This is a genomic window from Pseudomonas yamanorum, assembly GCF_013386765.1.
Lineage (GTDB): Bacteria > Pseudomonadota > Gammaproteobacteria > Pseudomonadales > Pseudomonadaceae > Aquipseudomonas > Aquipseudomonas yamanorum_A.
This window is the reverse complement of record NZ_JACARE010000027.1, coordinates 220513-239292: the sequence shown is the minus strand read 5'-3', so window position 1 is coordinate 239292 and position 18780 is coordinate 220513. Positions and strand designations below refer to the sequence as shown.

Annotated in this window: 12 protein-coding genes; 6 read left to right on the top strand and 6 right to left on the bottom strand. The window is 61.2% G+C overall.

Annotation, left to right across the window (positions count from 1 at the left end; all coding sequences use genetic code 11):
• Positions 1–32 precede the first annotated feature (32 nt).
• Positions 33–1493 carry a D-alanyl-D-alanine carboxypeptidase/D-alanyl-D-alanine endopeptidase gene (gene dacB / locus HX875_RS22420; RefSeq protein ID WP_177045773.1) on the bottom strand — a complete coding sequence of 487 codons (1461 nt, stop codon included), beginning with the start codon at positions 1491–1493 and terminating at the stop codon, positions 33–35.
• 237 nt (positions 1494–1730) lie between these two features.
• On the opposite strand from dacB, the gene HX875_RS22415 reads away from it, so the two are divergent.
• Complete coding sequence (locus HX875_RS22415; RefSeq protein ID WP_003219101.1) at positions 1731–2075, top strand: YggL family protein; 345 nt, start codon at positions 1731–1733, stop codon at positions 2073–2075.
• A 55-nt stretch (positions 2076–2130) separates the two neighbouring features.
• Here the strand turns inward: HX875_RS22415 and HX875_RS22410 are convergent, their stop codons facing one another.
• A complete protein-coding gene (locus tag HX875_RS22410; protein WP_177045771.1) occupies positions 2131–3321 on the bottom strand; it encodes a benzoate/H(+) symporter BenE family transporter in 1191 nt (396 codons plus the stop codon).
• 335 nt (positions 3322–3656) lie between these two features.
• On the opposite strand from HX875_RS22410, the gene HX875_RS22405 reads away from it, so the two are divergent.
• Positions 3657–4421, top strand: a complete 765-nt coding sequence (locus HX875_RS22405) for a GntR family transcriptional regulator (RefSeq protein ID WP_003219095.1) — start codon at positions 3657–3659, stop codon at positions 4419–4421.
• Positions 4422–4545: 124 nt separating this feature from the next.
• On the opposite strand, the gene guaD is transcribed toward HX875_RS22405, so the two are convergent.
• The 4 genes from guaD to xdhA form a co-directional block, all read right to left on the bottom strand.
• On the bottom strand, positions 4546–5850 hold the full coding sequence (gene guaD / locus HX875_RS22400; protein ID WP_177045769.1) for a guanine deaminase: 1305 nt from the start codon (positions 5848–5850) through the stop codon (positions 4546–4548).
• Between the two features lie 7 nt (positions 5851–5857).
• The gene (gene xdhC / locus HX875_RS22395; protein ID WP_088424560.1) at positions 5858–6700 is read right to left on the bottom strand and encodes a xanthine dehydrogenase accessory protein XdhC; all 843 of its coding nucleotides are present in this window, start codon (positions 6698–6700) and stop codon (positions 5858–5860) included.
• A 123-nt stretch (positions 6701–6823) separates the two neighbouring features.
• Positions 6824–9223: a xanthine dehydrogenase molybdopterin binding subunit gene (gene xdhB / locus HX875_RS22390; RefSeq protein WP_177045767.1), complete on the bottom strand. Its 2400-nt coding sequence runs from the start codon at positions 9221–9223 to the stop codon at positions 6824–6826.
• Entirely contained in the window at positions 9216–10664 is a 1449-nt protein-coding gene (gene xdhA, locus HX875_RS22385; protein WP_177045765.1) for a xanthine dehydrogenase small subunit, read from the bottom strand. Before xdhA ends, xdhB begins: the two co-directional genes overlap by 8 nt.
• A gap of 280 nt (positions 10665–10944) precedes the next feature.
• Between xdhA and HX875_RS22380 the strand changes: the two genes are divergently transcribed.
• The 4 genes from HX875_RS22380 (at position 10945) to ligA (ending at position 18653) form a co-directional block, all read left to right on the top strand.
• The gene (locus HX875_RS22380; RefSeq protein ID WP_177045763.1) at positions 10945–11604 is read left to right on the top strand and encodes a GntR family transcriptional regulator; all 660 of its coding nucleotides are present in this window, start codon (positions 10945–10947) and stop codon (positions 11602–11604) included.
• A gap of 2 nt (positions 11605–11606) precedes the next feature.
• Complete coding sequence (gene smc / locus HX875_RS22375; RefSeq protein ID WP_177045762.1) at positions 11607–15095, top strand: chromosome segregation protein SMC; 3489 nt, start codon at positions 11607–11609, stop codon at positions 15093–15095.
• A gap of 258 nt (positions 15096–15353) precedes the next feature.
• Positions 15354–16205 carry a cell division protein ZipA gene (gene zipA / locus HX875_RS22370; protein ID WP_177045754.1) on the top strand — a complete coding sequence of 284 codons (852 nt, stop codon included), beginning with the start codon at positions 15354–15356 and terminating at the stop codon, positions 16203–16205.
• Positions 16206–16292: 87 nt separating this feature from the next.
• The gene (gene ligA, locus HX875_RS22365) at positions 16293–18653 is read left to right on the top strand and encodes an NAD-dependent DNA ligase LigA (RefSeq protein WP_177045752.1); all 2361 of its coding nucleotides are present in this window, start codon (positions 16293–16295) and stop codon (positions 18651–18653) included.
• Positions 18654–18780: the final 127 nt, after the last annotated feature.

Sequence of the window (18780 nt, the reverse complement as noted above, 5' to 3'; positions counted from 1 at the left end):
AGCCAGCTCCCACATTTGATTTTCGTCGGCGGTTAGAGGACCGGAGCAGCCGCCGCCAGCTTGGGCTGGCGATACAGGTCCAGCAGCACCTGGTCCAGCACCGAGGACGCTCCCCACGGTTTCGGGTCGTTGAGAATCGCCACCACCGCCCAGGTATTGCCATTGTTGTCGCGGCTGAAGCCGGCGATCGCCCGCACGGTGTTCAGGGTGCCGGTCTTGACGTGGGCTTCACCGCGCATGGCGGTGGTCTTCAGGCGTTTACGCATGGTGCCGTCGGTGCCGGCAATCGGCAGCGAGCTGATGTATTCCGCCGCGTACGGGCTTCTCCACGCCGCTTGCAGCATGGTCGCCATCTCGCGGGCGCTGACCCGTTCGGCGCGGGACAGGCCGGAGCCGTTCTCCATCACCAGGTGGGGCGCGGTGATGCCTTTTTTCGCCAGCCACTGGCGCACTACGCGTTGGGCGGCCTTGGCGTCGTCGCCGTCGGCATCGGTGCGGAACTGCGCGCCCAGGCTCAGGAACAGCTGCTGGGCCATGGTGTTGTTACTGTATTTGTTGATGTCGCGGATGATCTCCGCCAGGTCCGGCGAGAACGCCCGGGCCAGCACCTTGGCGTTCTTCGGTACCGGTGCCTGGATGTCGCGGCCCTGGATGCTGCCGCCCAGTTCCTTCCAGATCGCCCGAACGGCGCCGGCGGTGTAGGTGGCGTGGTCCAGCAACGACAGATAAGTCTGCGAGCTGCAGCCATCCGCCAACTGGCCGCTGACGGTCACGGTGACGCTGCCATCGGCGGCGGTCATCGGGCTGTAGCGCACATCGCCCGTGCATTGCTTGGCGTTGGAGACCTTGACCTGATTGTCGATGCGAATGCTCGCAATCGGCGGTTCCACCGATACCAGCACTTTGCCCGAATCATTGCGGGTGACGAAGCGCAGCGCCTTGAGGTTGACCATCAGGGCATCGGGCTTGACCAGGAACGGCTTGTTCTCGTCGTTGCCGTCGTCATTGAACTCCGGCAGTTGCGGCGGGATGAAGAAGCCGCGGTCCAGCACCAGGTCGCCGGTCACTTGCTGCACGCCATTGGCCCGCAGGTCGCGCATCAGCAGCCAGAGTTTTTCCATGTTCAGCTTGGGGTCGCCGCCGCCCTTGAGGTACAGGTTGCCGTTGAGGATGCCGCCGCTCAGGGTGCCGTCGGTGTAGAACTCGGTTTTCCACTGATGGTTGGGGCCGAGCATTTCCAGGGCCGCGTAGGTGGTGACCAGCTTCATGGTCGAGGCCGGGTTGACCGATACGTCGGCGTTGAACACGGTCGGGGTGCCCGGGCCATTGAGAGGAATCATCACCAGGGACAAGGCGTTGTTTTGCAGCTTGGCTTTCTGGAGGGCTTCCTGGACCTTGGGCGGCAGGGAAGTGTTGACGGGGGCGGCGGTAACGGAAAAGGCCAGGGGCAGAAGAAATCCGGCAAGTAACAATGGACGCAAAGATTTGATCATAAGAATTAAAACCCTACTGCTGAGGGGATGAAAAAGGCGAGGGGTATGTAAGAAAAATCCCTCAATGGTCATGAAAGTGTCGGCATTATGCCCCAAGGCAGTCGTACTTGTGCCTGAACGATAGCTGCTATTCGCGGTTTTTTTTACTGGCACTCTGCCGCCTGTCCCAGAGAGTCGGGCAAAGGCCGGCTTAAACTGCTAAAGTGCCGCCCGTTATTACTTAAGAGGATTGTTCCAATGGCGACTAACCGTTCCCGGCGTCTGCGCAAAAAACTGTGCGTTGATGAATTTCAAGAGCTGGGTTTCGAACTGAACCTGGACTTCAAAGAAGGTTTGGACGATGAAGCGGTTGACGCTTTCCTCGAAGCATTCCTGACTGAAGCAATGGACGGCAACGGCCTGGACTACGTTGGCGGTGATGACTTCGGTCTGGTTTGCAAAGCCACCCGTGGTTCGGTCAACGAAGAACAGCGTGCCGCTGTTGAAGCGTGGCTGAAGGCTCGTCCAGAGCTGACCCGCGTTGAAGTCAGCGCCCTGTTGGACGCTTGGCATCCAGAAAAGCCGATCAACCCGGCAGTCTGATGTCATGAAAAAGCGACCCATTCGGGTCGCTTTTTCGTTACTGGGTCTTAAAGATTCAGGCCTTGCGCCAGTTCAGAATCACCAGCGTCAACACCCCCGCCACAATCCCCCAGAACGCCGAACCGATGGAAAACAACGTCAACCCCGACGCTGTGACCATAAAGGTGATCAACGCTGCCTCCCGTTCCTTCGGCTCATTCATGGCGATACTCAGGCCATTGATGATCGAGCCAAACAACGCCAGTGCCGCAATCGACAGCACCAGTTCCTTGGGCAGGGCGGCGAACAGCGCGGCCAGCGTTGCGCCAAACACCCCGGCAATCCCGTAGAAAATCCCGCACCAGACAGCAGCGGTATAGCGCTTGTTGCGATCTTCATGGGCATGGGGCCCGGTGCAGATTGCCGCGCTGATGGCCGCCAGGTTGATGCCGTGGGAGCCGAAGGGTGCCAGCACCAGCGAGGCCAGGCCGGTGGTGGTGATCAGGGGCGAGGCCGGCACGTTATAGCCATCGGCCCGCAGCACCGCGACCCCCGGCATGTTTTGCGAGGTCATGGCCACCACGAACAGCGGGATGCCGATGCTGATGGTCGCCGCCAGGGAGAAGTGCGGCGTGGTCCACACCGGCGTCGCCACTTCCAGGTGGAAACCGCTGAAATCCAGCAACCCCATCAACCCGGACAGCGCCGTGCCGATCAGCAAGGCTGCGAGCACCGCATAACGCGGCGACAGGCGCTTGATGATCAGGTAAGTGAAGAACATCCCCAGCACCAGCCCGGTACGGTGCTGGGCGGCGACGAAAATCTCGCTGCCGATCTTGAACAGGATCCCCGCCAGCAAGGCTGCGGCCAGGGAGGCCGGGATGCGCTTGACGAGTTTTTCGAAGCTGCCGGTCAGCCCGCAGATCGTCACCAGCACTGCGCAGGTGATATAGGCGCCGATGGCTTCGCCGTAACTCACGCCGCCCAGGCTGGTGATCAACAGCGCTGCGCCCGGCGTAGACCAGGCAATAGTGATCGGCGTGCGGTAGCGCAACGACAGGCCAATGCTGCACACCGCCATGCCGATGGAGATTGCCCAGATCCACGAGGAAATCTGCGCCGTGGTCAGGCCGGCGGCCTGGCCGGCTTGAAACATCAGCACCAGGGAGCTGGTGTAGCCGGTCATCATGGCAATGAAACCGGCGACGATGGCCGAAGGCGAAGTGTCGGCCAGTGGGCGTAATCGCGCTTGGGGGACGTCGGACATGGGGCGGTGTTCCTTATACCGGGCTGTTCTTGTAGGAGCGAGCTTGCTCGCGAAAAACCTGAGGGCGCCGTTGGGTGTCAGTAGACCAACGTCATCGTTAACGACCTTCGCGAGCAAGCTCGCTCCTACAAAGAAAGGAGAAAACGTGGAATCAAGCCTAAACTCAAACGTAACGATTCATTGCAATACAGCCGGCGCCGCAAACAGCCGTACAGTGTGTTGGCGCAATGGGTTGTGTACAATGTGCGCTGATTTTACGCGATACTTGCCAGCGACCCTCTGTGCCGTATTACAGTCAACGTCAATTCGCCGCCGTTCTCCCGACCCGAGTGCCCATGAACGAACAGTTGCAGCCCCTCAAGAAACAACCGCGAGCCGGTAAGGCCGGTCGCAGTGGAACCCAGGACGATATCGTCTACGCGCATATCTTCGAGGCCATCCTCGAGCAACGCCTGGCGCCCGGTACCAAATTGAGTGAAGAAGCGCTGGGCGAAATCTTCGGCGTCAGCCGCACCATCATTCGCCGTGCGCTGTCGCGCCTGGCCCATGAAGGCGTGGTACTGCTGCGGCCCAATCGCGGCGCGGTAGTGGCCAGCCCGAGTGTCGAGGAAGCCCGCCAGGTGTTCCTCGCCCGACGCCTGGTGGAACGTGCGATCACTGAGTTGGCGGTGCAGCATGCCACGGCCGAGCAACTGGCCGAGCTGCGGCAGATGGTCAACGACGAGCGCGACAGCTTTTCCCGGGGTGATCGCGGCGCGGGCATCCGGCTTTCCGGCGAGTTCCACCTGAAGCTGGCTGAAGCGGCGAAGAATGCGCCGCTGATCAGCTTCCAGCGCAGCCTGGTGTCCCAGACCTCGTTGATCATCGCCCAGTACGAAAGCGGCAACCGCTCGCACTGTTCCTATGATGAGCACACCCAGTTGATCGACGCGATCGAAGCGCGGGATGCGGATTTGGCTGTGAACCTGATGATGCACCACATGGATCACATCGACAGCAAGCTCAACCTCGACGAGGAAAGTGCGTCGGATGACCTGCATGCGGTGTTCTCGCATTTGTTGCAGACCAAGAAGCCGGGGCGCTCGTCCGTAAAACTGTAAACCCCGATCAAAAATGTGGGAGCTGGCTTGCCTGCGATAGCATCACCTCGGTTCAACTGAATGATCGAGGTGTCTGCATCGCAGGCAAGCCAGCTCCCACATTTGTTTTGTGGTGCCTGTTAAATCAGCGTTGGTGCACGAGTTGCCCCGCTGCATATGTCTGCAACACCGCCCGGTCATCCCCCAGCGTCATCAACACAAACAACGTCTCGGCAATGTTATTGGCCTGCTTCAGGCGATAGCTGAGCAGTGGCGTGGCGTTGTAATCCAGCACCAAAAAGTCCGCATCAGTGCCCGGTTGCAGCGTGCCGATTTTGTCTTCCAGGCGCAGCGCCCGCGCACCGCCCAGGGTGGCCAGGTACAGCGATTTGAACGGACTCAAGCGTGCGCCTTGCAGTTGCATCACCTTGTACGCCTCGTTCAAGGTTTGCAGCAGCGAGAAGCTGGTGCCGCCACCGACATCCGTACCCAGGCCGACATTCAGCTTGTGCTTCTCGGCCATCGGCAGGTTGAACAACCCGCTGCCCAGGAAGAAGTTCGACGTCGGGCAGAACGCGACTGCCGAGCCGGCTTCTGCCAGCCGCGCGCATTCGTCGTCGCACAGGTGCACGCCGTGGGCGAACACCGAGCGCTCACCCAGCAATTTGTAATGGTCGTACACGTCCAGGTAGCCGCTGCGCTCCGGGAACAGTTCTTTCACCCATTCCACTTCCTGCAGGTTTTCACTGATGTGAGTCTGCATGTACAGGTCCGGGTATTCCCCCAGCAACTGCCCGGCGAGGGTCAGTTGTTCTGGCGTACTGGTCGGTGCGAAACGTGGCGTCACCGCGTAGTGCAAACGGCCCTTGCCATGCCAGCGCTCGATCAACGCTTTGCTCTCTGCGTAGCCGGATTGCGCGGTGTCGGTCAGATAGTCCGGCGCGTTGCGGTCCATCATCACCTTGCCGGCGATCATCCGCAGGTCGAGTTTCTCGGCCGCTTCAAAAAACGAGTTCACGGATTGCGGGTGCACGCTGCCGAATACCAGCGCGGTGGTGGTGCCGTTGCGCAGCAGTTCCTTGATGAAAATATCCGCGACTTCTTCGGCGTGGGCCTTGTCGGCGAACTGGCTTTCGCACGGGAAGGTGTAGGTGTTGAGCCAGTCCAGCAACTGTTCGCCATAGGCGCCGACCATGCCGGTTTGCGGCAGGTGAATGTGGGTGTCGATCAGGCCTGGGGTGATCAGCGCGTCCTGATAATGAGTGACTTCGATATCGGCGGGCAGGCTGGCGAGCAAGTCGCTGGCGTGGCCCAGGGCGCTGATCTGGCCGTTGTCGATCACCAGCAGGCCGTCTTCGAAATACTCGTAGGAGGCTTCGATCCCAACTTCGGCAGGGTCGGCGATGCTGTGCAAAATGGCGGCACGGTAGGCTTTGCGTGTCAAAGGCATGGTCGTCTCAGTTAGTCGCTTGGCTGCGGCGTGATACCGGCAGCAGTTTGGCAATGGGTTCGGCGCTCGCAGTGTGCTGGCCGAAGTTGGCGTTATAGGTGGCGATGATTTCGCCGGCGATGGAGATGGCGATTTCCACAGGCAGTTTGCCTTTGACTTCGGTCAGCCCCATCGGGCAATGCATGCGTTGCAGTTGCGCGGTGTCGAAACCGCGATCCCGCAGGCGGTGTTCAAACTTGACGCGCTTGGTCTTCGAACCGATCAGGCCGAAGTAGGTGAAGTCATTGCGCTTGAGCAGGGCGGCGGTCAGCTCCAGGTCCAGCGCGTGGTTGTGGGTCATGACGATGCAGTAACTGCCCACAGGCAAGTTGTCGATTTCATCCACCGGCTCTTCGCTGACGATTTTACGCACGCCTTGGGGGATGTGTTCCGGGAATTCCTGTTCGCGGGAATCGATCCAGCGCACCCGGCACGGCAGGCTGGCCAGCAGCGGCACCAGCGCACGGCCCACGTGGCCGGCGCCGAACACCGCGATCTGCGCCTGCACCTGGCCCATCGGTTCGAACAACAGCACCGTCACGCCGCCGCAGCACTGGCCCAGGCTGGCGCCGAGGCTGAAGCGCTCCAGATGGGTGTTCTGCTGGCCGCGCACGAGCATGTCCCGGGCGATCTGCATCGCTTTGTATTCCAGGTGCCCGCCACCGATGGTGTCGAAGGTGTGGGCGGCGCTGATGACCATCTTCGAACCGGCATTGCGCGGCGTGGAGCCGAGCTCTTCGATGATAGTCACCAGCACGCAGGGTTCACCCTGGTTCTGCAGGTCGGCGAGGGCGCTGATCCAGTTGTTCATGTTTACCTCAGCATCTCTGTTGTCAGTTCGACCGCTATCGCAGGCAAGCCAGCTCCCACATTTGATCGGGTTCACACATCCAAATGTGGGAGCCGGGCTTGCCCGCGATGGCAGCGCCTCGGTCTAAAGCGAAGCCAGCTCGGTTTCAGTTTCAACAGCCTTCGCGGCAGTCAGTTGGCGCATCTGCTCACACCCCCACAACACCCGCTCCGGCGTCGCCGGTGCATCAATCTTCGGCTGATGACGATAGTCACCCAGGCTCGCCACGGCATCCTTGATCGCACACCACGAGGCGATGCCGAGCATGAACGGCGGCTCACCCACGGCCTTGGAATGGAACACCGTGTCTTCCGGGTTCTTGCGGTTTTCCACCAGCTTCACCCGCAGGTCCAGCGGCATGTCGGCCACGGCGGGGATCTTGTAGCTGGCCGGGCCGTTGGTCATCAGCTTGCCCTTGTTGTTCCAGACCAGCTCTTCCATGGTCAGCCAGCCCATGCCCTGGATGAAGCCGCCTTCGACCTGGCCGATGTCGATGGCCGGGTTCAGCGAGGCGCCCACGTCGTGGAGGATGTCGGTACGCAGCATCTTGTATTCGCCGGTCAGCGTATCGACGATCACCTCGCAACAGGCCGCGCCGAACGCGAAGTAGTAGAACGGCCGGCCGCGCGCCTGGCTGCGGTCGTAGAAGATTTTCGGCGTCTTGTAGAAGCCCGTGCTGGACAGCGACACCTGGGCGAAATACGCCTGCTGGATCAGCGCCTCAAACGTCAGGATATGATCGCGAACCCGCACATGCCCGTTGTGGAATTCAACGTCGGCCTCGCTGACTTCATACTTGCGCGCGGCAAATTCCACCAGGCGTTGCTTGATGGTTTCGGCAGCATTCTGCGCGGCCTTGCCGTTCAGGTCGGCACCGCTGGAAGCCGCCGTCGGCGAGGTGTTCGGCACCTTGTCGGTGTTGGTGGCGGTGATCTGCACGCGGTCGATTTCCACCTGGAAAATCTCGGCCACCACTTGCGCTACCTTGATGTTCAAGCCCTGGCCCATCTCGGTGCCGCCGTGGTTCAGGTGGATGCTGCCGTCGGTGTAGATGTGGATCAGCGCACCGGCCTGGTTGAGGAAGCTGGCGGTGAAGGAAATGCCGAATTTAACCGGCGTCAGCGCCAGGCCTTTTTTCAGGATCGGGCTGTTGGCGTTGTAGCGACGGATCGCTTCGCGGCGCTCGAAATACTGGCTGCTGTGTTCGAGTTCGGCGGTCATCTCTTCGAGCATGTTGTGCTCGACGGTCTGGTAGTAGTGGGTGACGTTGCGCTCGGTCTTGCCGTAGTAGTTGGCCTTGCGCACGGCCAGTGGGTCGAGGGCCAGATGCCGGGCAATGGCGTCCATCACTTCTTCGATGGCGACCATGCCTTGTGGCCCGCCGAAGCCACGGTAAGCGGTATTGGACGCGGTGTTGGTCTTGCAGCGGTGGCCGTTGACGGTGGCGTCGCCCAGGTAATAGGAGTTGTCGGAGTGGAACATGGCGCGGTCGACAATCGAGTTCGACAGGTCCGGTGAGCAGCCGCAGTTGCCCGCCAGGTCCAGATTGATACCGTGCAGGCGGCCGGTGTCATCGAAGCCCACGTCGTACTCGATATAGAACGGGTGGCGTTTGCCGGTCATCAGCATGTCTTCGACCCGCGGCAGGCGCATTTTGGTCGGCTGGCCGGTGAGGCGTGCGACCACCGCGCACAGGCATGCGGGGCTTGCGGCCTGGGTTTCCTTGCCGCCGAAACCACCGCCCATGCGGCGCATGTCCACCACGATTTTGTTCATGGAGACGTCGAGTACTTCGGCCACCAGCTTCTGCACTTCGGTGGGGTTTTGCGTGGAGCAGTAGACGATCATGCCGCCGTCTTCGGTGGGCATCACCGAGGAGATCTGGGTTTCCAGGTAAAAGTGTTCCTGGCCGCCGATGTGCAGCGTGCCCTGGATGCGGTTTTTGGCGGTCGCCAGCGCGCCGGCGGAATCTCCGCGCTGGTGCGTATGGCTGTCCAGCACGAAATGCTTTTTGCGAAACGCCTCGACCACGTCCAGCACCGGCTCCAGGTCTTCGTATTCGATCACGGCGGCCATGGCGGCCTTGCGTGCGGTTTCCAGGTCGCGGGCGGCGACGGCCAGCACCACCTGGCCGACAAACTGCACGGTGTCGATGGCCAGCAACGGGTCGCCGGGCATCAGCGGGCCGATGTCTTTCAGGCCCGGCACGTCTTCGTGGGTAATGACGATGCGCACGCCGTCGAAGGCGTAGCACGGCGCGGTGTCGATGCTGATGATCTTCGCGTGGGCGCGGTCCGACATGCGGGCATACAGGTGCAACTGGTTGGGGAATTCCAGGCGATCATCGATGTACTGCGCCTCGCCCGAGACGTGCTTGGCGGCGCTGTCGTGCTTGACGCTGCGACCGACTCCGCTGGTCAGGTCCTGGGCAAACAGTTCGGCGAGTTCGGCCTGGGATTTTTCCACGGCGTGATGGTTAGACATAAGCGGTCACCCGAGTCTCGATGTGCGGCGTTTGCAGTTCGATGAAATATTTTCGCAGCAGGTTTTGCGCGCTGAGCAGGCGGTATTCCTTGCTGGCGCGGAAGTCCGACAGAGGCGTGAAATCTTCGGCCAGCGCAGCGCAGGCTTTTTCCACGGTGGCGGAATTCCAGGTGGCTCCGTTCAGCACCGCTTCGCAGTTTTTTGCGCGTTTCGGGGTGGCGGCCATGCCACCGAAGGCAACCCGCGCGTCGCTGATAACGCCGTTATCGATCTTCAGGTTGAAGGCGGCGCAGACGGCAGAGATGTCATCGTCCAGGCGCTTGGAAACCTTGTACGCGCGAAACAGCGGCACGCCTTTGGGCACGATGATTTTTTCGATGAATTCGCTGTCCTGACGGGCAGTGACGCGATAGTCGATAAAGTAATCTTCCAGGGCCAGGGTGCGGCGGGTGTTGCCCTTGCACAGCACGATCTGCGCGCCGAGGGCGATCAGCAGCGGCGGCGAATCACCGATGGGCGAGGCGTTGCCGATATTGCCGCCCAGGGTGCCCTGGTTGCGGATCTGCAACGAGGCGAAGCGGTGGAGCAATTCGCCGAAGTCCGGGTATTCGTGGTTGAGAGCGGTGTAGCAATCGGACAGCGACGTGGCCGCGCCGATTTCCAGGCGGTCGTCGAAGCTTTCGATGCGCTTCATCTCTTCGATATTGCCGACGTAGATCATCACCGGCAGCGTGCGGTGGAACTGGGTGACTTCCAGCGCCAGGTCGGTGCCGCCAGCCAGCAGCCGGGCTTGCGGGTAGGCGTCGTAGAGGTCAGCGAGGTCGGCGACGGTCAGCGGCACCAGGCAGCGTTTGTCGCCACTGTTCAGTTCACCGGTTTGCGTCGGTGCGATGGCTTTCAGGCGGGCGATGGTTTCGGCCTGGCGGCTGTCGAACTGGTCCTGGGGCTTGTTGCAGCAGGCCTGTTCAGCGGCGGCGAGAATCGGGCGATAGCCGGTGCAGCGGCAGAGGTTGCCGGCCAGGGCTTCGTGGGCTTTCTGGCTGTCGGGGGCATCACTGTTCTTTTGCAGGGCGAACAGTGACATCACAAAACCCGGGGTGCAGAAGCCGCACTGCGAACCGTGGCACTCCACCATGGCTTGTTGCACGCTGTGGAGTTGGCCCTGGTGCTTGAGGTCTTCGACGCTGATCAGTTGTTTGCCGTGCAGGGACGAAACAAACGTCAGGCACGAATTGAGGCTGCGATAGCGAATCTGCTCGGCGCCCTGATCGTCGGTGTGCAGCTCGCCGACCACCACGGTGCAGGCGCCACAGTCGCCGCTGGCGCAGCCTTCCTTGGTGCCGGATTTGCCCAGGTGCTCACGCAAATAGTTGAGCACGGTCAGGTTCGGGTCCAGGGCGTGCTCGCTACGGAGCTCCTGGTTTAGTAAAAACTGGATCACGGAAGGCCTCGCAGACTCATTATTGTTGTTAACCGCTTTGCGCCGAATCTAGTCATGTCTGACTTTTCGGTCAACGATTTTCTGACCGAAAGGTCAAGAAAATGCGATCTCAACATCTTTAATTATGGTCCAGTTCTCTGGAACCGCCGTTTTTGGGGGCTTCTGGACTTTAACGGCTGCTTATTTCATGCCAAATTCCGCTCTGTGGGCCGTACGCCATCAACCGGCAAGTGCGCTACACTGCCGCGCTTGTACCGATAGAAGATTTTGAAGGGAAAACATGACGTTCAAGGCGCCGGATAGTCTTGCCGAGCAAATCGCTCACCACCTCGCCGAACGTATCATTCGCGGCGAGCTCAAGCCTGGGGAGCGGATCCAGGAGCAGAAGGTCACACTGGCGCTCAATGTCAGCCGTGGCTCCGTGCGCGAAGCCTTGCTGATCCTCGAGCGCCGGCACCTGATCGCGATCCTGCCGCGCCGTGGCGCCCACGTCACCGAGCTCTCCGTCCACAAGGTGCAGAGCCTGTGCACGCTGATGGGCGAGCTGCACATCCTGCTGGGCAATGCGGTCGCCGCCGGCTGGCAGACCCAGGCCGACATGGCGCCGTTCGTGCAGATCCAGCAGCGCCTGATCGCCAGCTTCGAACGCCAGGACATCCGGGCCTTCGTCGAAGAGAGCTTCAACGTGATGCGCGCCGCCTATCCGTTCGCCAACAACCCGTATCTGCAGGAAACCGTCGAGAACCTGCAGCCGGCGATGAACCGTGCCTACTACCTGGCGCTGGATCAACGCAAGGCGTCCATGAGCGAGTACCTGGTGCTGTTCGAGCAATTGCTCGCCGCCGTGCTGGCCCGTGACCTGCCGCAGATTCGCCAGGTGCTCTCGGCCTATGTCGAGCGCAGTTACTCGCTGGTCATCGCTGCGTTGGCGGAAGCCTAAGCGTGCGGCTCAAGTGCATCAAACTGGCGGGGTTCAAATCCTTCGTCGACCCGACCACGGTGAACTTCCCCAGTAACATGGCGGCAGTGGTGGGACCCAATGGTTGCGGCAAGTCGAACATCATCGACGCCGTACGCTGGGTGATGGGCGAGAGCTCCGCGAAAAACCTGCGTGGCGAGTCGATGACCGACGTCATCTTCAACGGCTCCACCAGCCGCAAGCCGGTGAGCCAGGCCAGCATCGAACTGGTATTTGATAACTCCGACGGCACCCTGGTGGGCGAGTACGCGGCCTACGCGGAAATTTCCATCCGCCGCAAGGTGACCCGCGACAGCCAGAACAGCTACTTCCTCAACGGCACCAAGTGCCGCCGCCGGGACATCACCGACATTTTCCTCGGCACCGGTCTGGGCCCGCGCAGCTACTCGATCATCGAGCAGGGGATGATCTCCAAGCTGATCGAAGCCAAGCCCGAAGACCTGCGTAACTTTATCGAAGAAGCGGCCGGCATCTCCAAGTACAAGGAGCGCCGCCGCGAGACCGAAAACCGCATCCGTCGCACCCATGAAAACCTCGCCCGCCTGACCGACCTGCGTGAAGAGCTGGAGCGCCAGTTGGAGCGCCTGCACCGCCAGGCCCAGGCCGCCGAGAAGTATCAGGAATACAAGGGCGAGGAGCGTCAGCTCAAGGCGCAACTGTCGGCTCTGCGCTGGCAAGCGTTGAATGATCAGGTGGGCCAGCGCGAAGCAATCATCGGCACCCAGGAAATCAGCTTTGAAGCCCTGGTGGCCGAACAGCGCAATGCCGACGCCAGTATCGAGCGCCTGCGGGACGGTCACCATGACCTGTCCGAGCGCTTCAATCTGGTGCAGGGGCGCTTCTATTCGGTGGGCGGCGATATCGCTCGGGTCGAGCAGAGCATCCAGCACGGTCAACAACGTTTGCGCCAATTGCAGGATGACCTGAAAGAAGCCGAACGCGCGCGCCTGGAAACCGAATCCCACCTGGGCCACGACCGCACGTTGCTGCTGACCCTTGGGGAAGAGCTGGGCATGCTCACCCCCGAGCAGGAAGTCACCAGCGCCGCCGCTGAAGAAGCCGCTGCGGCCCTGGAAGAATCCGAAACCACCATGCATGGCTGGCAGGAGCAGTGGGACAATTTCAACCTGCAATCCGCCGAGCCGCGCCGCCAGGCTGAGGTGCAGCAGTCGCGCATCCAGCAACTGGAAACCAGCATGGAGCGCCTGGCCGAGCGCCAGCGGCGTTTGGTGGAAGAGCGCGTGCTGCTCGCCGCCGACCCGGAAGATGCAGCGATCATGCAGTTGAGCGAGCAGCTGGCTGAAAGCGAAATGACGCTGGAAGAGCTGGAAGCCAGTGAAGAACAACAAGTGGAGCGCCTGGAGCAATTGCGTCAGCAACTGCAACAGGCGACCCAAGCCCAGCAAACCGCTCAAGGTGATTTGCAGCGGCTCAACGGCCGGTTGGCGTCCCTGGAGGCCTTGCAGCAAGCGGCGCTCGACCCGGGCACCGGCACGGCCGAATGGCTGCGCGATCAACACCTGGCCGAACGCCCGCGCCTGGCCGAAGGCTTGAAGGTTGAAGCCGGTTGGGAGCTGGCGGTGGAAACCGTGCTCGGCGCCGATCTGCAAGCGGTGCTGGTGGATGATTTTGGCGGCTTTGACCTGGCGGGGTTTGCCCAGGGCGATCTGCGCTTGCTCAGCCCGGCGGCGGACGGCACTCGCGTGCCGGGCAGCTTGCTGGACAAGGTTGAGGCAGCAATTGATCTGTCGCCCTGGCTGGGGCAGGTCAAACCCGTGGACAGTCTTGAGCAGGCCCTGGCTCAGCGGGGTCAATTGGCTGCCGGGCAAAGCCTGATCAGCCGCGACGGCTTTTGGGTTGGCCGGCACTTTTTGCGGGTGCGTCGCGCCAGCGAAGCGGAAAGCGGCGTTCTGGCCCGTGGCCAGGAAATCGTCAACCTGACCGCCGAACGCGAAGAGCGCGAAGCCACGCTCGAGTCCCTGGAAAACCAGCTGCAAACCCTGCGCGCCACCCAACGCCAGCAAGAGACCGGCCGCGAACATCTGCGCCGCCTGTTGCAGGACGAAGCGCGCCAGCAAGGCGAATTGAAAGCCCAGCTCTCGGCGAGCAAGGCCAAGGTCGAGCAACTGACCCTGCGCCGTACCCGTCTCGACGAAGAAGTGGCCGAGATGGGCGAGCAGCGCTCCCTCGAACACGAACAAGTCGGTGAAGCCCGCCTGCAACTGCAGGAAGCCCTCGACAGCATGGCCCTGGACACCGAGCAGCGCGAGTTGCTGCTGGCCCAGCGCGACAGCCTGCGTGAACGCCTCGACCGCGTACGCCAGGAAGCCCGTCAGCACAAGGATCACGCCCACCAGTTAGCCGTGCGCCTCGGCTCCCTGCGTGCGCAACACGACTCGACCCGCCAGGCCCTTGAACGCCTGGAAATGCAGTCCGAACGCCTGACCGAAAAGCGCGAGCAACTGAGCCTCAACCTGGAGGAGGGCGAAGCTCCGCTGGAAGAGCTGCGCCTGAAGCTCGAAGAGTTGCTCGACAAGCGCATGACCGTCGACGAAGAACTCAAGACCGCACAAATCGCCCTGGAAGACGCCGACCGTGAACTGCGCGACGCCGAAAAACGCCGGACCCAGGCCGAGCAACAGTCGCAACTGATCCGTGGCCAGCTCGAACAGCAGCGCATGGAATGGCAAGCCCTCACGGTGCGCCGCAAAACCCTGCAAGACCAGTTGCTGGAAGACGGCTATGACCTGCATGGCGTGCTCAATACCTTGACCGCCGAGGCCAACGAGAAAGAAGCCGAAGAAGAACTTGAGCGGATTGCCGCGCGTATTCAACGACTCGGCGCGATCAACCTCGCCGCCATCGACGAGTACCAGCAGCAGTCCGAGCGCAAGCGTTATCTGGACGCGCAGAACGCCGATCTGGTCGAAGCACTGGACACCCTGGAAAACGTGATCCGCAAGATCGACAAGGAAACCCGCAATCGCTTCAAAGATACCTTTGATCAGATTAATGGCGGTTTACAGGCGTTATTCCCGAAAGTTTTCGGTGGTGGCAGCGCTTACTTGGAACTGACGGGCGAAGATCTACTCGATACAGGGGTAACGATCATGGCGCGGCCTCCGGGCAAGAAGAACAGCACCATCCATTTGTTGTCCGGTGGCGAGAAGGCACTGACGGCGTTGGCCCTGGTATTTGCGATCTTCAAGTTGAACCCGGCGCCGTTCTGCATGCTCGACGAAGTTGACGCCCCGCTGGATGACGCTAACGTTGGACGGTATGCCCGACTGGTTAAAGAGATGTCCCAGACGGTGCAGTTCATCTATATCACCCACAACAAGATCGCCATGGAAATGGCTGACCAGTTGATGGGTGTGACGATGCACGAGCCGGGCTGTTCGCGATTGGTGGCGGTGGATGTCGAAGAGGCGATGGCGTTGGTGGAATCCTGAGCCCACTTCGAAGGAGGATTTTCAGCAGGACGTAAGGTGATTTACCGGTCTGGGAAAAGTGGCAAATGGACATATTTGTTCAAGGCATTTTGACAGACGGTGTAAAGTTATCTTTGGTCGTGCTAGTTTAATGTCAAATTTTCGTATGCGTGGGCAAAACGTCATTCAGAACATAGAGTTGGCGCCACGTTTTAAAGCGGTTTGCACGGTGCTAAACCCCTTATTTTTCAGCATTTTTTATTAGAGGCACGGGATTACATGGAAATCGGTCTGCGCGAGTGGCTGATCGTCATCGGCATTATTGTCATTGCCGGTATTCTTTTTGATGGCTGGCGCCGGATGCGCGGCGGCAAGGGCAAGTTGAAATTCCGCCTGGACCGCAACCTGTCCAATCTGCCGGACGACGACGGCAGCGCCGAGCTGCTGGGGCCACCGCGTGTCCTGGATAACCATAAAGAGCCGCAGCTGGACGAGCACGACCTGCCGTCGATGAGCGCACCGGTGCGTGAAGCCCGCGAGCCCAAACGCGGCAAACGTGCTGCGGCCAGCGAACCGGCCCAGGGCGACCTGAACCTGGACCTGGACGAAGGCCCGAGCTTCAGCAGCCGTGACGATGACTTCCCGGATGAGGCACCGACCAGGAGCGCCCATAAAGAATCCGTCAAGGACCAACCGGCCGCCGAAGAGGTGCTGGTGATCAGCGTGATCTGCCGTGACGCCGCCGGCTTCAAGGGCCCGGCCTTGCTGCAGAATATTCTGGAAAGCGGCCTGCGTTTCGGCGAGATGGATATTTTCCACCGCCACGAAAGCATGGCTGGCAACGGTGAAGTGCTGTTCTCCATGGCCAACGCGGTCAAGCCGGGCATCTTTGATCTGGACGACATCGACCATTTCAGCACCCCGGCCGTGAGTTTCTTCCTCGGTCTGCCAGGCCCGCGTCACCCGAAACAAGCATTCGACGTGATGGTGGCCGCTGCCCGCAAGCTGTCCCAGGAACTCAACGGCGAGCTCAAGGACGATCAACGCAGCGTCCTGACCGCCCAGACCATCGAGCATTACCGTCAGCGCATCGTCGAGTTCGAGCGTCGCGCCCTGACACAGAAGCGCTGAGGTCCAAGCTTAAGCGTTGCCTGTAGAATCCATGCACTAACATATTGAGCAGCTTCGGCTGCTCTTTTGCTTTATGAGAGAACACCCATGACCGCCGCCCACACCCGCATCCTCGAACTGCGCGCTGAACTGGATCAGCACAACTACCGTTACCACGTCCTCGACGAACCGAGCATCCCGGACGCCGAGTACGACCGGCTGTTCCACGAGCTCAAGGCCCTGGAAGCCGAGCACCCGGACCTGGTTACCCGTGATTCACCGACGCAGCGGGTCGGCAGTGCGGCATTGTCTGCATTCACTCAGGTACGTCACGAAATCCCGATGCTCAGCCTGGGCAACGCCTTCGATGAAAGCACCATGCTGGAATTCGATCGCCGGGTGACCGAGGGCCTGGACCTGCCGGTAGGCGACCTGTTTGGCGGTGGCGCGGCGGTGGAATACAGCTGCGAGCCGAAGCTTGATGGCCTGGCGGTCAGCCTGCTGTATCAGGATGGCGAACTGGTGCGTGGCGCCACCCGCGGCGACGGCACCACCGGTGAAGACATCAGCGTCAACGTGCGCACTGTGCGCAATATTCCGCTGAAACTGCAGGGCACCGGCTGGCCGGCGACCCTGGAAGTGCGCGGCGAAGTGTTCATGTCCAAGGCCGGTTTCGAGCGGCTGAACGCCACCCAACTGGAAGTCGGCGGCAAGACCTTCGCCAACCCGCGCAATGCGGCGGCGGGTAGCCTGCGCCAGCTGGATTCGAAGATTACCGCCAGCCGTCCGCTGGAATTCTGCTGTTACGGCGTGACCACGGATATCAGCGACACCCACATCGGCAATCTGCAACAGCTGAAGCAGTGGGGCATGCCCATCAGCCATGAGTTGAAGCTGGCCAAGGGGATTCAGGATTGCCTCGACTACTACCGTGATATCGGCGAGCGCCGCAATGCCTTGCCGTATGAAATCGACGGCGTGGTGTTCAAGGTCAACAGCATTGCCTACCAGCGGGAACTGGGCTTCCGTGCCCGCGAGCCACGCTGGGCGATTGCCCATAAATTCCCGGCCATGGAAGAGCTGACCGAACTGCTGGACGTTGAGTTCCAGGTCGGCCGCACCGGGGCTGTAACGCCTGTGGCACGCTTGAAACCGGTCAAGGTCGCGGGTGTGACCGTGTCCAACGCAACCCTGCACAACATGGACGAAGTGGCACGCCTGGGCTTGATGATCGGCGACACCGTGATCATCCGCCGTGCGGGTGATGTGATCCCCCAGGTGGTGTCGGTGGTCACCGAGCGTCGCCCGGAAAACGCCCGTGCGGTGCAGATCCCCGAGAGTTGCCCAGTGTGCGGTTCCCACGTGGAGCGCACGCAGTTGGTCAAGCGCAGCAAGGGCAAGGAAACCGTCAGCGAAGGCGCGGTGTATCGTTGCGTCGGGCGCCTGGCCTGCGGTGCGCAGCTCAAGCAGGCGATCATCCATTTCGTCTCGCGCCGGGCCATGGACATTGACGGCCTGGGCGACAAGACCATCGAGCAACTGGTGGACGAGAAGCTGATCGGCTCGCCGGCTGACCTCTACAAGCTCAAGTACGAACAGATCATCGACCTGGAAGGCTTTGCCGACGTTTCCAGCAAGAAGCTGATCACCGCCATCGAAAACAGCAAGACGCCAACCCTCGCACGATTTATCTACGCCCTCGGCATTCCCGATGTAGGCGAGGAGACCGCCAAGGTGCTGGCGCGCTCCCTGGCGTCCCTGGAGCGCGTGCAGCAGGCCTTGCCGGAAGTGCTGACGTACTTGCCGGACGTCGGCCTGGAAGTGGCCCACGAGATTCACAGCTTCTTTGAAGACAGCCATAACCAGGAAGTGATCGGCGCCTTGGTCTCCAAGGAGGAGTGCGGCGTGGAGTTGCAGGAGCAGGGTGAGCTGAGCGCCGAGTTCGCGGCCAGTACCACGTTGGGTGGTTTGCTCGACAAGCTGCACGTGCCGTCTGTTGGTCCGGGTGCTGCGCAGAAACTGGCGGACAAGTTTGGCTCCCTCGAAGGCGTGATCAAGGCCGACTGGCTCGACATGCGCCAGGCGTTGCCGGAGAAGCAGGCCAAGGCCGTACGGGATTTCTTCGACGTTGAAGAAAACGCCCATCGCGCGCTGGCCATCGAGCAGCAGCTCAAGGACTTCGGCATGCACTGGCAGAGCGAGAAGAAGGTCGTCGAAGGCCTGCCCGAGGCCGGTCACACCTGGGTGCTCACCGGCTCCCTGGAACTGATGAGCCGCGACGTCGCCAAGGAAAAACTTGAAAGCCTGGGCGCCAAGGTGGCGGGTTCTGTGTCGGCGAAAACCCATTGCGTGGTGGCCGGGCCGGGCGCGGGTTCGAAGCTGGCCAAGGCCAGTGAGTTGGGCTTGAAGGTGCTGGATGAAGAAGCATTCGTCGCGTTCCTCACCCAGCACGGCATAACCGTTGCCTGACGCTCATCCTGTAGGAGCCGGCTTGCCGGCGATGGCGTTTTCAAGATCGCCATCGCCGGCAAGCTGGCTCCTACAATTCGTGGGAACGATCATCGGCAGGAAATGATCTAGTCTTGGGCAGCCCAGG

What these genes read in the sequence shown, in the direction of transcription:
- dacB (WP_177045773.1), bottom strand. Translation starts at nt 1,493, where the DNA reads ATGATCAAATCTTTGCGTCCATTGTTACTTGCCGGATTTCTTCTGCCC.
- HX875_RS22415 (WP_003219101.1), top strand. Translation starts at nt 1,731, where the DNA reads ATGGCGACTAACCGTTCCCGGCGTCTGCGCAAAAAACTGTGCGTTGAT.
- HX875_RS22410 (WP_177045771.1), bottom strand. Translation starts at nt 3,321, where the DNA reads ATGTCCGACGTCCCCCAAGCGCGATTACGCCCACTGGCCGACACTTCG.
- HX875_RS22405 (WP_003219095.1), top strand. Translation starts at nt 3,657, where the DNA reads ATGAACGAACAGTTGCAGCCCCTCAAGAAACAACCGCGAGCCGGTAAG.
- guaD (WP_177045769.1), bottom strand. Translation starts at nt 5,850, where the DNA reads ATGCCTTTGACACGCAAAGCCTACCGTGCCGCCATTTTGCACAGCATC.
- xdhC (WP_088424560.1), bottom strand. Translation starts at nt 6,700, where the DNA reads ATGAACAACTGGATCAGCGCCCTCGCCGACCTGCAGAACCAGGGTGAA.
- xdhB (WP_177045767.1), bottom strand. Translation starts at nt 9,223, where the DNA reads ATGTCTAACCATCACGCCGTGGAAAAATCCCAGGCCGAACTCGCCGAA.
- HX875_RS22380 (WP_177045763.1), top strand. Translation starts at nt 10,945, where the DNA reads ATGACGTTCAAGGCGCCGGATAGTCTTGCCGAGCAAATCGCTCACCAC.
- zipA (WP_177045754.1), top strand. Translation starts at nt 15,354, where the DNA reads ATGGAAATCGGTCTGCGCGAGTGGCTGATCGTCATCGGCATTATTGTC.
- ligA (WP_177045752.1), top strand. Translation starts at nt 16,293, where the DNA reads ATGACCGCCGCCCACACCCGCATCCTCGAACTGCGCGCTGAACTGGAT.